The 15,968-nt window shown below is 45.7% G+C and carries 13 protein-coding genes; 9 read left to right on the top strand and 4 right to left on the bottom strand.

Going from position 1 to position 15,968, the window contains the following annotated elements:
* Positions 1–44: 44 nt before the first annotated feature.
* The 4 genes from folC (at position 45) to purF (ending at position 3,967) form a co-directional block, all read left to right on the top strand.
* Positions 45–1,310 carry a bifunctional tetrahydrofolate synthase/dihydrofolate synthase gene (folC, locus tag F0265_RS09150; protein WP_171748627.1) on the top strand — a complete coding sequence of 422 codons (1,266 nt, stop codon included), beginning with the start codon at positions 45–47 and terminating at the stop codon, positions 1,308–1,310.
* A complete protein-coding gene (locus F0265_RS09145) occupies positions 1,311–1,865 on the top strand; it encodes an SPOR domain-containing protein (RefSeq protein WP_095560715.1) in 555 nt (184 codons plus the stop codon).
* 62 nt (positions 1,866–1,927) lie between these two features.
* Positions 1,928–2,419, top strand: a complete 492-nt coding sequence (locus tag F0265_RS09140; protein ID WP_006959459.1) for a CvpA family protein — start codon at positions 1,928–1,930, stop codon at positions 2,417–2,419.
* Positions 2,420–2,452: 33 nt separating this feature from the next.
* On the top strand, positions 2,453–3,967 hold the full coding sequence (gene purF, locus F0265_RS09135) for an amidophosphoribosyltransferase (protein ID WP_065740520.1): 1,515 nt from the start codon (positions 2,453–2,455) through the stop codon (positions 3,965–3,967).
* Positions 3,968–4,082: 115 nt separating this feature from the next.
* Here purF and znuB read toward each other — a convergent pair whose 3' ends face one another.
* Complete coding sequence (znuB, locus tag F0265_RS09130; RefSeq protein WP_171748626.1) at positions 4,083–4,868, bottom strand: zinc ABC transporter permease subunit ZnuB; 786 nt, start codon at positions 4,866–4,868, stop codon at positions 4,083–4,085.
* Entirely contained in the window at positions 4,861–5,646 is a 786-nt protein-coding gene (gene znuC / locus F0265_RS09125) for a zinc ABC transporter ATP-binding protein ZnuC (RefSeq protein WP_171748625.1), read from the bottom strand. The genes znuB and znuC overlap by 8 nt, the downstream gene beginning before the upstream one ends.
* 82 nt (positions 5,647–5,728) lie before the next feature.
* Between znuC and znuA the strand changes: the two genes are divergently transcribed.
* The 5 genes from znuA (at position 5,729) to F0265_RS09100 (ending at position 13,460) form a co-directional block, all read left to right on the top strand.
* Positions 5,729–6,607, top strand: a complete 879-nt coding sequence (znuA, locus tag F0265_RS09120) for a zinc ABC transporter substrate-binding protein ZnuA (protein ID WP_171748624.1) — start codon at positions 5,729–5,731, stop codon at positions 6,605–6,607.
* A 244-nt stretch (positions 6,608–6,851) separates the two neighbouring features.
* A complete protein-coding gene (locus F0265_RS09115) occupies positions 6,852–10,181 on the top strand; it encodes a helix-turn-helix domain-containing protein (protein WP_171748623.1) in 3,330 nt (1,109 codons plus the stop codon).
* A gap of 548 nt (positions 10,182–10,729) precedes the next feature.
* Positions 10,730–10,957 carry a FeoA family protein gene (locus tag F0265_RS09110; protein ID WP_171748622.1) on the top strand — a complete coding sequence of 76 codons (228 nt, stop codon included), beginning with the start codon at positions 10,730–10,732 and terminating at the stop codon, positions 10,955–10,957.
* On the top strand, positions 10,957–13,233 hold the full coding sequence (feoB, locus tag F0265_RS09105) for a Fe(2+) transporter permease subunit FeoB (protein WP_171748621.1): 2,277 nt from the start codon (positions 10,957–10,959) through the stop codon (positions 13,231–13,233). The genes F0265_RS09110 and feoB overlap by 1 nt, the downstream gene beginning before the upstream one ends.
* Positions 13,230–13,460 carry a FeoC-like transcriptional regulator gene (locus F0265_RS09100; protein ID WP_019277841.1) on the top strand — a complete coding sequence of 77 codons (231 nt, stop codon included), beginning with the start codon at positions 13,230–13,232 and terminating at the stop codon, positions 13,458–13,460. The genes feoB and F0265_RS09100 overlap by 4 nt, the downstream gene beginning before the upstream one ends.
* Before the next feature lie 31 nt (positions 13,461–13,491).
* Here F0265_RS09100 and F0265_RS09095 read toward each other — a convergent pair whose 3' ends face one another.
* Together F0265_RS09095 and argS are read right to left on the bottom strand one after the other, a co-directional pair.
* Positions 13,492–13,920 (bottom strand): HIT domain-containing protein, encoded by a 429-nt coding sequence (locus tag F0265_RS09095; protein WP_171748620.1) that lies wholly within the window; start codon positions 13,918–13,920, stop codon positions 13,492–13,494.
* A gap of 99 nt (positions 13,921–14,019) precedes the next feature.
* A complete protein-coding gene (argS, locus tag F0265_RS09090) occupies positions 14,020–15,753 on the bottom strand; it encodes an arginine--tRNA ligase (RefSeq protein WP_171748619.1) in 1,734 nt (577 codons plus the stop codon).
* Positions 15,754–15,968 lie beyond the last annotated feature (215 nt).

Here is a 15,968-nt window from a genome sequence, read left to right as displayed (position 1 = left end):
AGTAACACACTAACAAACAACCACAATTACTTGGTTAGAGTTAGATGAGTCAAACCCAAATTCCTCAAGCCACATCCCCTCTTACGATGTGGCTTGATTATTTAACAAACATACATACCTCTGCTATCGATCTCGGTCTAGATCGTGTTCAGGCTGTCGCCGAGAAAACCAACCTAGTTAAACCTGCTCCTACCGTAATTACTGTCGCGGGGACCAATGGTAAAGGTTCTACTTGTGCACTTATGGAAGCCATATTGCTTGATGCAGGCTACTCCGTTGGTGTTTACAGTTCCCCCCACCTAATTCGCTATAACGAACGTGTCCGTATTAATGGACAAGATCTGACTGATGAGAAGCACACCGAAGCGTTTGACTTTATTGAAAAGCAGCGTGGTGATATTAGCTTAAGCTTTTTTGAATATGGGACTTTAGCAGCGCTACGCCTTTTCCAAACTGAAAAAGTGGATGTCGTATTGCTAGAAGTCGGGCTTGGGGGACGATTGGATGCCACTAATGTTGTAGACCATGATGTTTCAGTGATTACTAGCCTCGCTATCGACCATGTTGACTGGCTCGGTGATGACATTAATGTGATCGGCTATGAGAAAGCGGGCATCTACCGAAGTGGCAGGCCTGCAATCTGTGGTCAGCCCAAAGCGCCTGCTACTGTGGCGGCGCATGCTGATGATATTGGTGCAGAATTGTATCAAGTGGAAATTCAGTATGACTATCAAGTCGTCGATGAACATACTTGGCGTTGGACGCATGGCCCGTACGAGTTAGAAGCACTTCCTATTCCTGGCTTACCGTTACAAAATGCGGCGACCGCTTTAATGGCGCTCGCGACAGCAAATCTCGATTTGTCAGACATCAATATCGTTAAAGGCCTCAATAGCGCGAAGCTACCTGGCAGAATGCAGGTGGTGAATACAGAGCCGACAATCATCCTCGACGTGGCGCACAACCCGCATTCTGCTGAATACTTGGTACAACGCATTCAACAGAAGTACTCGGGTAAAAAAATCCACGCTGTGGTCGCGATGCTACACGACAAAGATATTAAGGCCACGCTTGAGGTATTGGCTCCGGTTGCCAGTCATTGGTACCCAGCGTCATTACAAGGGCCAAGAGCTGCAAGTGCTGCGGAACTTTGTGAGTATCTTCCTGATGGTAATGATCGCTTCGAAGCCCCTGTCGACGCATTTAAAGCCGCGTTGACAAAGGCTGAAGAGGAAGATGTCATTCTGGTTGTGGGTTCTTTCCATACGGTTGGCGAAGTGCTCGAACACTGGCAGAGTCAAGGAGAGTAAATGGCAAGTAAGTTTCAAAATCGTCTGGTCGGCACCATCATTTTGGTGGCGATCGGCGTCATCGTATTACCTGATGTCCTTGATGGTAAAAAAACGCACTACAAGGAAGACATCGCCAGCATTCCAATTAAGCCGGAGCTTGATAGCGATGTAGAAAGCTTCGAAGTTTTGGAGCCCATTGATGATTCTGCAAGCCTCCCTGAAACACCAGTTGAAGTTGTTGTGCAAGAACCTGAGGCTCCCGCTTCCGCTGAAAAGGTGAATGATGAACCTTTGCCTGTCGCGGTTAAAGAGGTTCCTGAGCGCAATGAATATCAGGACAGTGCTTGGATTATTCAGTTGATGGCGTTGAAGAATGCAGAGAACGCGAAAAACGTTGTTAAAGACCTACAAAAACGCGGTTATCAAGCCCACACAAAACTCGAAAATGGTTTTACTCGTGTAATCATTGGCCCAGATGTGTCCAAGAGTAAGCTAGAGCGGCAAGTGACTGAGTTGGAAAAAATTACTGGCTCAAAAGGTCGATTGCTCAAATTTAAGCCACTAAATCCATAAGAAAACGTTTGCGTCAGCGTTTTTTCTGTTAAAATGCGCGCCAACTTAAGATGTAAGAACAGATGAATTCGTTAGATATTGTCATTTTAAGTGTGATCGGCCTGTCGGCAGTGATCAGTTTAATTCGCGGCTTCGCAAAAGAAGCGTTGTCTCTGGTTATTTGGTTTGGGGCGTTTTTTATCGCCAGCCAGTATTACGCAAAATTGGCGGTATACTTTTCCAATATTCAGGACGACATGTTTCGAAACGGAGCAGCGATAGCAGCCCTGTTTGTTTCGACACTGATTGTGGGTGCGATCGTGAATTACGTTATCGCCCAATTAGTACAGAAAACAGGCTTGTCGGGAACAGACAGAGTACTAGGAGTCGTCTTTGGTGGCTTACGAGGTGTTCTGATTGTTTCAGCTGCACTATTTTTTATGGATGCGTTTACATCGTTTCCAGACTCAGAGTGGTGGAGAAGTTCGCAACTGGTACCGGAGTTTAGCCGTATCATTGCCCCTTTCTTCGAGCACTTACAAGCAACATCGAGTTTCTTATCTGGCGCGTTATAGCGCCAGCCATTGTCGCAAATCGAGGGTTAGGACATGTGTGGTATTGTTGGAATCGTGGGTACAACGCCTGTAAACCAGTCTATCTATGACGCACTGACTGTGTTGCAGCATCGTGGCCAAGATGCCGCGGGTATTTGTACCATAGAAAGCAATCGTTTTCGTCTGAGAAAGGCGAACGGTTTAGTTAAAGATGTGTTTGAAGCAAAGCACATGCAACGCCTTCAGGGAACGGTCGGTATTGGCCATGTTCGCTACCCAACAGCGGGTAGTTCTAGCGCATCTGAAGCTCAACCCTTCTATGTTAATTCTCCTTTCGGTATTACGCTTGCTCACAATGGTAACCTAACCAACGCAGCGGAAGTTCGTGAAAAATTGTTTGAGAAAGACCGTCGTCATGTCAATACCACATCGGACTCCGAAGTATTACTGAATGTTCTTGCCCACGAAATTGACACAGTGAAAGGCAATGTAGCCGCAGAAGATGTATTTCGTGCGGTGACTAATGTTCATCGTACGATTCGCGGTGCTTACGCTGTGTCAGCAATGATCATAGGTCACGGTATGATTGCTTTCCGTGACCCAAATGGTATTCGTCCTCTATGTCTTGGTAAGCGTGAAGTAGGGGATTCGGTTGAATACATGGTGGCTTCTGAATCTGTTGCGCTGGATGCCGTTGGCTTTGACTTCATCCGTGACGTTGCGCCAGGTGAGGCGATATACGCAACGTTTGATGGTCAGCTACACACTAAACAGTGTGCGGACAACCCTACCTTAAACCCTTGTATCTTCGAGTTTGTTTACTTCTCTCGTCCAGATTCCTTCATTGATAAGATTTCTGTTTACAGTGCACGTGTCGAAATGGGCAAGAAGCTTGGCGAGCGCATTCGCGATGACTACAGTCATCTAGATATCGATGTGGTTATCCCGATCCCTGAAACGTCATGCGATATTGCTCTGCAGATTGCTCAAGCTATTGATAAACCATACCGTCAAGGATTCGTTAAGAACCGTTATGTGGGCCGTACGTTTATCATGCCGGGTCAGCAGCAACGCAAGAAATCGGTTCGCCGTAAGCTCAATGCTATCCGCTCTGAGTTCAAGGATAAAAATGTTCTGTTGGTGGACGACTCAATCGTTCGTGGCACCACATCGGAGCAAATCATTGAAATGGCACGTGACTCTGGCGCGAAACAGGTATTTATGGTTTCTGCAGCACCGGAAATTCGTTTCCCGAACGTTTATGGCATTGATATGCCAAGCGCGAATGAGCTGATAGCACACGGTCGCGATAACGATGCGATTTGTAAGCAAATCGGTGCCGATGAGCTAATCTTCCAAACATTGGATGATCTTGTGGCAGCCGTAGGCATGGGGAACACCGATATCACTAAGTTTGAAACGTCCGTCTTTAATGGCGAGTATGTGACTGGAGATATCGACCAGAAGTACCTCGATTTCCTTGAGTCATTACGTAGTGATGATGCAAAAGTACAGCGCGATATTCAACAAGAGCTGGCTAACCTCGAACTGCACAATGAAGGTGCCTAATCTACGATTATCGTTTAGGTAACAAAAAGGGTTGACGCATTTGCGCCAACCCTTTTTCATTCTCGCTTCTCGCTTCTCGCTTCTCGCTTCTCGCTTCTCGCTTCTCGCTTCTCGCTTACGCTTTTACTCGGTATAACTGTGACAACATAAACATCGCGGTGGCACTGATGACCACTGAAGGCCCCGCTGGCGTATCGTAATGCCATGAGAGGCTAAGGCCTAAGAGCACAGCGACTGCACCAATAAAAGAGGCAGTTATGGCCATCTGCTCTGGCGTTTTAGAGAATCGCCGCGCGGTAGCCGCTGGAATAATCAACAGCGAAGTCATGATCAAAGCCCCGACGAATTTCATACCGATGGCAATCACAAGGCCAACCATAATCATCAGCACCAAACGCATTAAGTCGACATTGTGGCCTTCTACAGCGGCGAGGTCTTCGTTAACCGTTGTTGCCAGCAGAGAACGCCAAAAATAGACCAGTATTGCGGAAACTAGCGCTGCGCCTGCGTAGATATAAACGAGGTCCGTTGGGCTAACAGCCAGTAAATCGCCAAACAAGTAACTCATCAGGTCAATTCGTACATTGTCTAGGAAGCCGACCGCCACTAAGCCAAGAGACAAAGCACTGTGCGCCAGAATACCCAGCAGCGTATCGGTTGCGACCAACTGTTGTCTCTGGAGGGCGACAAGAATAAAGGCGAGAGCCAAGCAGCAGACAATCAGAGCAAAATACAGATTGACGTCAAGCAGGAAGCCTAATGCAAGTCCCATCAAGGAGGCATGAGCTAAGGTGTCGCCAAAGTAAGCCATTCTGCGCCATACAACAAATGAGCCTAGCGGTCCTGCGATAGCTGCAATCCCCAAGCCAGCAAGAATAGAAGGTAATAGAAACTCAATCATGATGGTGACCGTGTGAATGCTGTGAACAGGTAGACGCTTCGCCAGATACTGGATCACCCGCTAAGTCATGGTGATGATGTTGATGCTGGTGGTGGTAAAACGCGAGAGACTCATTTCTCGTTTCGCCAAACAGAGCAATATAACTTGGGTGTTTGGTGATGTCCGCCGGCGCGCCTGAACAACAAATATGATGATTGAGGCAGATGACGTCATCAGTTTTCGCCATCACCAGATGTAAGTCATGGGATACCATAAACACCGCGCAACTGAAGCGATGGCGAATAGTATCAATTAACTCATATAAATCAATCTGTCCTTGGACATCGACACCTTGAGCAGGCTCATCTAGAACCAGCAAGTCTGGTCGTTGCAGTAGTGCTCTTGCTAAAAGAACACGTTGGCTCTCTCCACCAGACAAAGAGTGCATGTTTGCTCGCATCAAGTGCTGTGCCCCGACAAGTTTCAACGCATCTTGCAGCTCTTGCTCACTAAACTTACCCGCGAGCTTCATGAAACGTTTCACATCCAGAGGCAATGCGTCATTCAGCCTAAGCTTTTGAGGGACGTAACCAATTTTCAGGTTTTGCGTCTTATTGACTGTCCCGCTGAACTGCTTTTGGAGACCTAACAACACCTTCACGAGAGTCGATTTACCTGCTCCGTTAGGGCCTATTAATGTTGTTATTTCTCCTCGTTTGAGGGTAAGGCTAATATTATCAAGGACTTTGCGTTCTCCAAATTGAACACAGACTTGTTGAAGTTCGACCAGTGCCGACATGAATGGAACTCATTTGCAAATAACTATTGTTATAATGTAACATTTGAAAAACTTTAACGCCAGAGACTAGTGGTATTGATTTATGAAACACCTTATTCCTTTGCTATCCATTTTTGCTATAGGTAGTGCAAACGCCAGTGAAATACTGACCAGTATTAAACCCATTCAGATGATTACCTATGAGATTACAAAAGGAGTTTCTGAGCCAGATTTATTGCTTGAGTCCAACACTTCTCCGCATGACTATGCGCTGAAACCATCTGATGTGAAGCGAGTTAGAAAAGCGGATTTGGTGGTTTGGTTTGGTAATGACCTAGAACCTTTTTTAACCAAAGTTCTTGAGGATCAGAAGAATGTTTTGACCATAAGTGAAGTAGATGGTTTGGAACTTCGTGAGTTTTCTGAAGGTGGGCATAATCACGATCATGATGGGCATAATCATGGTTCACACGATCCGCATTTCTGGTTAGGTCGTGAGCAGAGCATCAAGGCCGCGGAAGCGATCAGCCAAAAACTTGCTGAGTTAGACCCGAGCAATAAAGAGGTTTATCAAGCGAACTATCAGACGTTTGTGAAAAATGCAAACCAGTACGATGAAAAATGGCGTGCGGCGTTAGAGCCAGTAAAAGATGTGGGTTACTACGTATTTCATGATGCCTATGGTTATTTTGAGCAGGATTATGGCTTGAATCATTTAGGTGAATTTACGGTCAGCCCTGAGAGAAAGCCGGGAGCTAAGACACTCATCAAAATCAAGAAAGCATTAGCAAAAGGGGATGCTAAGTGTGTCTTTGCTGAACCTCAGTTTACTCCAGCCGTTGTTGAGTCTGTGACGCGTGGTAGTCAAGCCAGACAAGGTGTACTTGATCCTATTGGTACTAATATTCAAGTTGGACCAGGCAGCTACTTTACTTTTATTCAGTCCATCACAGACAGCTTTACTGAATGTCTTAGCAACTAATATCTGTGTGATATGTCATCAAAGGGAAGCATAACGCTTCCCTTTTTTGATTGATCCAGATAAGAAAACGCCGATTTTTTGAAGCAGCATCTTGTTTATCATTGGAAATCCAAGATAATTATTATCACAAAATAATTTGATGACTCAGTTCAATTAACCTTGAGTCCTAATCTGGGCGGGTCCTTCGAAACGCTTAGGTATGGAATGTTATTGACTGTCCAATATTGCTGCAAGGGAATCGCTAGTGAAACAAGCTGTTTGTTTTCTGTCGTTTTTATTTTTGACTCGTTTCGCGATGGCAATGGATCTCCCTTTGTCAGTTTTCTACCCTCTGCCAACGCAAGCTCAGGGCAAAGCGTTTGCCGCTAAAGAACTTTTCCTCGCTGACAATGGTGGTATCTGGTTTCAAGATGTTAGAAATCAGGTGCTGTTTTTTGACGGGCAAAACATTTTGCCCAAATCAGGTTCTGCACTCGAATTTGAATCAGACCAAGTTGCCTTTCTCGACAGTGCTTTTTGGTCATTTGCGGGCAATGAGATTTATCGCACCACCCCGGGTAAAAGTCGAGAGCTGATGTTCAGCCTCACACCGGGTACTGAGATTTTACGAATAGGGGTGTCTGGTCGTTACGTTTGGGTGTCTGATGCTTCAAACTTCTACACCTATCATGTTGATAGTGGAGAATTTTCTTCTTATTCATTAATGGGACTGTATCAGTACAACCAATCTGCTCAAATCAACATTACCGATGCCAAACTGATTCAGTCAAAGTGGGTGCTGGCGACCAATTCCGGAGTGTATTTGTCAGATGGCAGCCGTTTTGAACATGCGCCTCGCTCTGGCACTAGCCATATAGAAACCCTCTATTTTTCCGAAAAACGTCAAGAATTGGTCGTCGGAACTCGACACGGAACAATTCTCTTCAATCTTAACCACCCCGATGAGCCACTGAAACGAATACCGGGTGGGCATGTTTTGAGTATTGCGGAAACGCAAAAAGGATACTGGATAGGTACAGAGTCTGGCTTGCAGGCGTATTCCTTTGCATCACAAGAGAGCGCTTATTTCTCCAGAGACCGTACACACAGTTATGCGCTGTTTGGCGAAAAGGTTTACTCACTGCTCAATGATCATCGAGGGGGAATGTGGATCGCCACTGAGCGGGGCATTCATTATTTCTCATTGTTTGCTCATCAATTTAAGCGCTTTCCTGATTTGATGTTAAGCCGAGGAGCCACGTCAGAAAAGCTGATTCAACTGATTAATAAGAAGAGTCGTAGTGGATTTTGGATGGTCACCAATGTGGGGGTGTATTCACTTAAATTGAACCGCAAGGCGTCCAGAAAGCTGCTTTATAAAGGTAGAGTCAACGATGTTATTGAGCATAATGGCGTGCTCTGGTTAGCCACCGAGAATGGCATCATTTGTATTGATAGTGTATCCGGTACTGTGGTTGCAGATCGTTTACCTAACTTTTTAAAAACCTCGTCGGTTGAGTTATTGGAATTGGATCAACAGGGTCGAATCTGGGGCGCCAGCGATCACAAGTTGTGGCGCTTTGGCACCAAAAGTCGCGAGTTGATGCAATATGGCTCTGAGTGGATGCTGAACAAGTATTTACCAGCACAGGTTACTCAGATGACGGTGGCTGACAATGGCAGTTTAGTGTTGGGGACCGATCACGGCACCTATGTACTGATTAACGGTCAAATTCATTATGTTAGTGCCTCAGAACACTATGGACGTGTGGCTAGCATAAAAGAAGTGAATGATGGTGAAGTGTGGGTGGCGAGCACTTACGGATTGTATCAATTAGACGTAGCCAGCTTGCAACTTAAGTCTCTAACTATGGTGGATGATCATATCACACCTAAGTGTTTGATCAGTAATCGTAATGGCATCTGGATGACTTCGTCAGCGGGGTTGACTCGCTATTCGAGTAACGGGCAAATCGAAGCACATTATGGTGAGCCACTCGGCTTAGTGAACAACGAATTCCAGTCAGGATTATGCAGCCCAGGCTCAGAAAGCCAGCAAAATCTATTACTTGGCTCTAGGCGAAACCTCATCAAGGTGGACACCAAAAGTCTCAGTGCCAGCCAATCCCCCAACGTACAGGTGATATACAGCCAAGTGGTTGCTAACCAAGAGCTGTATTCTCTTGGAGGGAGTATTTTAGGTGCTCCGCACGTGACATACGGGGAATCAATCGCTTTTCAGTTTGGTGTGCTTCCACAGGTCAGTAATGTTTCCCTACAATATCGATTGGGAGCGCAGGAAGAATGGCAAGACCTCGAAGGAATGAAGCTGACCATAGAACATATCCTTCCTGGCGACTACGCGCTTGAAGTGCGTGCTGTAAATAATGGTATGGCGCAGAGTGCTATTGAGCCGTTTGTTTTCTCAGTTGATGAGCCCTGGTATATCCGAGGGTATGCGATCTTCTCCTACGTGACCGCCGTTTTTATTCTGTTAGCGTTTGTTATTTATTGGCGCTCCCGCATGATGGCAAGAACCAATAAAGAGTTGAAGTCTCAGGTAGCGCTCAAGACTAATCAGCTGCGTCATCAAAGCCGAATCCTGCTGACCAACAACGATCAATTAAGAAAACAGCTACAAATCCGGCGTATCCTCTATCGACAGTCGGTGCAATCTTTGCGGGAAAGGCTGCAAGGGTGTGCATCACAGACGACCACTGATTCAGAACAAGGCAAACAGCAATTATTGAGATTTATGATTCATGAACTGGATCTACTGCTCAACGTTCGCGCGGCTAATGGTGATGCCTTGCCAGTTTACAACCTGTCTTTGGTATTGCGCTCTGCATTGGATGGTTGGCAAGAAGAGCTTAGTAAGGCTGGTTTATCTGTCGAGATAAACTCAGAAGAAGATAAGGACATTTATGTCACGCTCGACGCTTTTAACCTCGATAGTGTGTTTAATCTTCTGATTGATAACCTGATTAAGCGCTCATATCGCGGGCAAGTCGTGCTGATGCGGTATCGTATCAATGACGAAAAAGTCTACTTTTCCATGACCGAGCAAGGCGCAAAGCTTGATGATACTTCCGTGACAGCCATTGAAGTGTGGAATGAAATCGAGTCTTTGGTCAAAGAAAATGGCGGCAATTTCCATCGATACAGTTCTGATGAACGAAACTTAATTGAGTTTGTTTGGCCAGTTGGTAGTGAATTTGAAGAAAACTCGATTGTTCAGCTTACCGACACAGGTTTATCTGAAGAACAATCGAAAGACCCGTGGATTGAAAAACTCGAAGCTTTGGTCGTCAAACATTATTCAGATCCGGAATTTGGTACGGCTTCAGCGGCTAAGCAAATGTACGTATCCGAGCGTAGTTTACAGCGTCGATTTAAGTCAGCTGCAGAACGTACGTTTATGGACTACGTGACCGAAGTACGGCTGGACTATGCTTGTCGACGTTTGTTGGCTGGTGAGAAAATCTCAGATGTAGCCTTCGAATGCGGGTTCAATGACCCTTCCTACTTTAGCCAACGATTTAAACATCGTTTTGGCGTTTCCCCTTCTCAGTTTATTGAAGAGCAAGATCGGTGACTTGACGTTGCCTATCGACTTAAATGAATCAAAAAGCTAAATAAAATGAGTTGTGTTAAGGAGGCTGTACTTAGCACACTGATTGGCGTGATGCGTGATGAAAAAAATATCGTGGTATAGCCGGGGGGACTATACCACGGGTGCCAATGACACCTTCGCTTGCTGCCGGAGTGGTGCGGGTAGCACCACCTCTGGAATTCAATGTCTTTTAAGGAGCTCTCCTTGTCGACGTGTTTAACTATAAAACTATCGACTTATTTTACTTATAAAATTAACGCCAAGGTTACATGATAAAAGCGACATGGTGCTTATATATCTGATTTTAAATGGGTTTTTGTCAATTTCTTGGCAGGTGTTTGAAATGGACTGTGTTGATTAACTGACCAAAAATGATTGTTTTTAACGGAATTAACGGGTGTTTAATTGACGAAAATGACGTTCCATATTCGCAATGTTTGATTTCAGACAAGATTTACAAAATTTACACAGGCTAAGATCTAAAGTCTTAATAATAATATTTCTCATTTTTATCTTTAATTGGCCTGTCTATGAAACTTTCAGATTTAACGCAAGGGCAAAAAGCAACGATCACCGGTTTTTCAGAGCTTTCTAATGAAGTTAGAAAAAAGCTGATGGTGATGGGGTTGCTTCCTCAAACTCCAGTCACGCTTATTCGTAAGGCCCCAATGGGCGATCCTCTTCAGGTTGAAGTTCGCGGTGTGTCTCTCGCAGTCAGAACCAATATTGCTAATTCAATTCATGTAGAGGCCAACTGATGAAATACAAAATTCTGACTGTCGGTAACCCAAACAGTGGTAAAACAACCCTGTTTAATGGTTTGACAGGTGCCAAACAGCAAGTCGGTAACTGGGCAGGTGTGACGGTTGAAAAGAAAACCGGTCGTTACAGTCATTCTGGTGATGATTTCATGCTCACCGACCTTCCTGGCATCTACGCATTAGATAGTGGTAACGATGGCAACAGTATCGATGAGTCAATTGCCTCACGTGCGGTCTTGACACATCCAGCGGATTTAATCATTAACGTTGTTGATGCGACGTGTCTCGAGCGAAGTTTATATATGACGCTTCAGCTGCGAGAGCTTGGCAGACCAATGATGGTTGTGCTGAATAAAATGGATGCCTTGAAGCGTGAACGACAAACTATCGATGTCAAAGCGTTGGAAAAAATGCTGGGCTGTCCGGTGTATGCTTTATCCGCAAACAACAAAAATCAGGTCCAACGTCTGAAAGAGCGTCTACATAAAGCGGTGGTTCAAGGTGTTGCACTGAACGAACTGAAGATTGGCTACGATGTAGAATTTGAGCGAGCGATAGACCAAATCCAACCTGTTTTTGCTAATCATTCTGAGGTTTCCGCACGCGCTCTTTCTATTCGAGCTTTAGAGCAGGATCTGTTGGTCTTAAACAATCTTTCTTCTGAGGAAAGAGACAACATTGCGAAGATTCAGGGCAGTCTTGACCTAGATGTCGATCTTATGGTTGCCGATACGAAATATACCTTCCTTCATGAGCAGTGCAAGAAAGTGCGCCGGACCGAAGGCAAACTTAGCCATAGCTTTACGGAAAAGGTGGATAACGTCATTCTCAATAAGTGGGTAGGCGTTCCATTTTTCTTTGTCGTTATGTACCTGATGTTTATGTTCTCTATCAACATCGGTAGTGCGTTTATCGACTTCTTTGATATTGGTGTCGGCGCCTTGCTAGTCGATGGCGGGCACTACTTGTTAGATGATCATCTGCCAGTTTGGTTGGTGACATTGATTGCGGATGGCGTGGGTGGCGGTATTCAGACTGTCGCCACGTTCATTCCGGTGATTGCTTGCTTGTATCTCTTTTTGGCAATCTTGGAAAGCTCAGGTTACATGTCTCGTGCAGCTTTTGTTCTCGATAAAGTGATGCAGAAGATTGGTTTACCGGGTAAAGCCTTCGTCCCATTGGTTCTAGGCTTCGGTTGTAACGTACCAGCCATCATGGCAACACGAACGTTAGATCAGGAACGTGAACGTAAACTTGCGGCCTCAATGGCGCCGTTCATGTCTTGTGGTGCACGCCTTCCTGTATATGCATTGTTTGCTGCCGCGTTTTTCCCTGAAAGCGGCCAGAATATCGTATTTGCACTTTATCTACTGGGAATTGCTGCGGCGGTATTCACTGGGTTGGTGCTTAAGCATACGCTTTACCCGGGTTCAAGCGACAGCTTAATCATGGAAATGCCTGATTACGAATTACCAACGATACAGAATGTGCTGATCAAAACGTGGCAAAAACTGAAACGCTTTGTTCTTGGGGCAGGTAAAACTATCGTTGTTGTTGTGACTATTCTTAGCTTCCTCAACTCTGTCGGTACTGATGGATCATTTGGCAATGAAGACAGCGAAAATTCAGTGTTGTCTAAAGTCTCTCAGGTGGTGACGCCTGTATTTGAACCGATAGGCGTTCATGAAGACAACTGGCCAGCGACAGTGGGTATTATTACAGGCATTTTTGCCAAAGAAGCGGTAGTGGGTACTTTGAACAACCTTTACGCACCAAGTGAAGGTGAAGAAGGTGAGTTCAATTTAATGGCGAGCTTGGAAGAGGCGGTCATGTCTATCCCAGAAAACTTAGCTGGATTGAGTTATTCCGATCCATTGGGTATTGAAGTAGGCGATTTGACCGATAGCTCTACTGTGGCAGAAGAGCAGGAAGTCGATGCTTCTATTTTTGGTAACCTGAACCAATATTTCGTCTCGGGTCATGCCGCGTTTGCTTACTTGATTTTCATCTTGTTGTACACGCCTTGTGTCGCGGCTATGGGGGCTTATGTCCGTGAGTTTGGCCAGAAATACGCGCGCTTTATTGCGGTTTGGACGATGGGTCTTGCGTATGGCGGTGCGGTGCTTTACTACCAGACGATGCACTTCACAGACCACCCAATCTACAGTGCAGCCTGGATAGCCGGAGTCATTTTGGTTTCCTTTGCGACATATCGCGCGCTGAAAGCGGCGGGGCAGAAGCAGGTACATTATGCTGAGGCACAAACAGCATGATCTTACAGGAGTTGAAACGGCACATCGAGCAGCAGGGCTGCGTTAGCCAGAAAGAACTCGCGAAGAAATTTTCAATGAGCGAAGACGGTGTCGATGCCATGCTGGCGGTATGGATCAAGAAAGGGAAGATATCTCGCTTGGTCGATACCAATAAAGCTCGTAAAGTGACCCGGGTCAGATACTCCGCGAATGGTGCCGATGAGTTATCTCTCACGGTGACCATGTAAAGAAAATGCCGCTGGTAACAGCGGCATTTTTTTATGCTTTTTTAAACAAGCTACTTAGTGATAAGACATTCTGAATCTTACTGAGTATCGCTTGTTGTTCTTCTTCAGAGCGAAAATACCCTTGAGTATTCCCCCATACGGGCCCCGGCCAGGCAACGTCATCCTTAAAACGAGCGATGTGATGGACATGAAGTTGCGGAACCATATTACCAAGCGCACCTAAGTTGAGTTTATCTGGGCGAAACGTTGCTTCTAATGCTTGGCTCACCGCCTGTGATTCGAGTAAGAACTGTTGTTGCTCTTGCATTGGCAAGTGATGCAGTTCTTTTAGATTTTCCCGTTTAGGAACAAGAATGACCCAAGGAACAGCGTTGTCTTTGTGGAGCAGAGCAATCGTCAAAGGAAAGTGACCGATGACGCTAGTATCCTTTGCCAGTTGTGGGTGGAGTTCAAAACTCATGATTCATTCCTATTAGTATTTTTAGCCAGTATACGCCAGATAAAACAAAAGGTTGATGCTTTCACATCAACCTTTATTTTGTATCGCTAAAGCCCTAGCTTACATGCGTTCTAGCGTATCAATACCTAGCAGAGAAAGACCTTGCTTGATGGTCTTCGCTGTCAGTGCTGCCAGCTTCAGGCGACTCTGTTTAACAGATTCATCTTCTGTGTTCAGAATTGGGCATGCTTCGTAGAAGCTTGAGAACTGGCCAGCAAGTTCGAATAGGTAACTACACATGATATGTGGTTGGCCTTCACGAGCAACTGACTGCACCGCTTCTTCAAACTGCAGTAGCTTGGCGATAAGAGATTTCTCTTTCTCTTCGGTGATCTTAATGTCACCAGCCAGTTCATCCATAGAGATGCCTGCTTTGGCAAAGATAGATGCAACGCGCGTGTAAGCGTACTGCATGTATGGCGCTGTGTTGCCTTCAAATGCCAACATGTTATCCCAGTCAAACACGTAGTCAGTCGTACGGTGTTTAGACAGGTCTGCGTACTTAACAGCAGCCATTGCTACAGTGTTGGCGATGTTTTGCTTTTCAGCAGTTTCTAAGTCTGGGTTCTTAGACTCGATAAGCTTGATTGCACGCTCTTCTGCTTCGTCTAGCAGGTCCGCCAGACGAACTGTGCCACCTGCACGCGTCTTAAATGGACGGCCATCTTTACCTAGCATCATACCGAAAGCGTGGTGTTCAAGAGTTACCTCTTCTGGCACATAGCCCGCTTTACGAACGATTGTCCATGCTTGCATGAGGTGTTGATGCTGGCGTGAGTCAATAAAGTACAATACGCGGTCGGCACCTAGCGTCTCGTAGCGGTATTTCGCACAAGCGATATCGGTAGTGGTGTACAAGAAGCCGCCGTCACGCTTCTGGATGATAACACCCATAGGCTCGCCGTCTTTGTTTTTGTACTCTTCAAGGAATACAACTTGTGCGCCGTCATCTTCTTGTGCAAGACCTTGCTCTTTCAGGTCTGCCACAATGCCAGGTAGCATGTCGTTGTACATGCTCTCACCCATTACGTTTTCACGAGTTAGAGAGACATTAAGACGATCGTAGTTGCGTTGGTTTTGGATCATGGTGACATCCACCAGTTTCTTCCACATCTCTGCGCAGTATTCATCACCACCTTGCAGTTTAACCACGTAGTTACGCGCCTTGACTGCAAACTCTTCATCTTCGTCGTAAAGCTTTTTCGACTCGCGATAGAAGGCTTCAAGGTCAGCCAGCTCCATTGAAACTTCACCAGGCTCTTGCTGAACACGCTCTAGGTTGGCGATAAGCATACCGAACTGAGTACCCCAGTCACCGATGTGGTTAGCACGGATCACTTTATGACCAAGGAATTCGAGAGTACGAACAACAGCGTCACCGATGATTGTTGAACGTAGATGGCCAACGTGCATTTCTTTAGCAACGTTTGGCGCTGAGTAGTCAGCAACGATAGTTTTTTGCGCTTCAGCTGCAACACCAAGGCGAGAGTCAGATAGTGCGGACTCAGCTTGTTTAGCGAGGAATTCTTCGCTCAGGAAGATGTTGATAAAACCAGGGCCTGCAATTTCAGTTTTGCTTGCGATACCGTCAAGGTCTAGAACATCCAATACTTTTTGAGCAAATTCGCGTGGGTTTGTGCCGAGTTTCTTAGCAACGCCCATCACGCCGTTTGCCTGGTAATCACCAAACTGTGGCTTTGCTGATTGACGAACGGCTGCAGGGCTGCCTGCAGGTGCGCCAGCGGCTTCAAGAGCCTGAGATACTTTGTCGTTAATAAGTGCTTGGATATTCACACGCGCTTCCTTCAATTCTTGGGAATTGGTTGGATATGCATTGAGTTATTCAGCTTCGTCAGACGCTATTGCTGAATAATATCCACTCTGGTGGAATGAATGCATATCTCTATAGAGTTCATAATTTGGCGCACATAATACCAACTTTATTACTTTTCTTATAGGGAGTGTTCTGGGAAATTTTCTACTTTTCCTTAGGTTCTTGCTAGTATTGC

This window comes from Vibrio sp. RE88, from assembly GCF_013113835.1.
In the GTDB taxonomy this organism is placed as follows: domain Bacteria; phylum Pseudomonadota; class Gammaproteobacteria; order Enterobacterales; family Vibrionaceae; genus Vibrio.
Note: the sequence above shows the minus strand (reverse complement) of the source record. Positions and strands in the feature narration are given on the sequence as shown.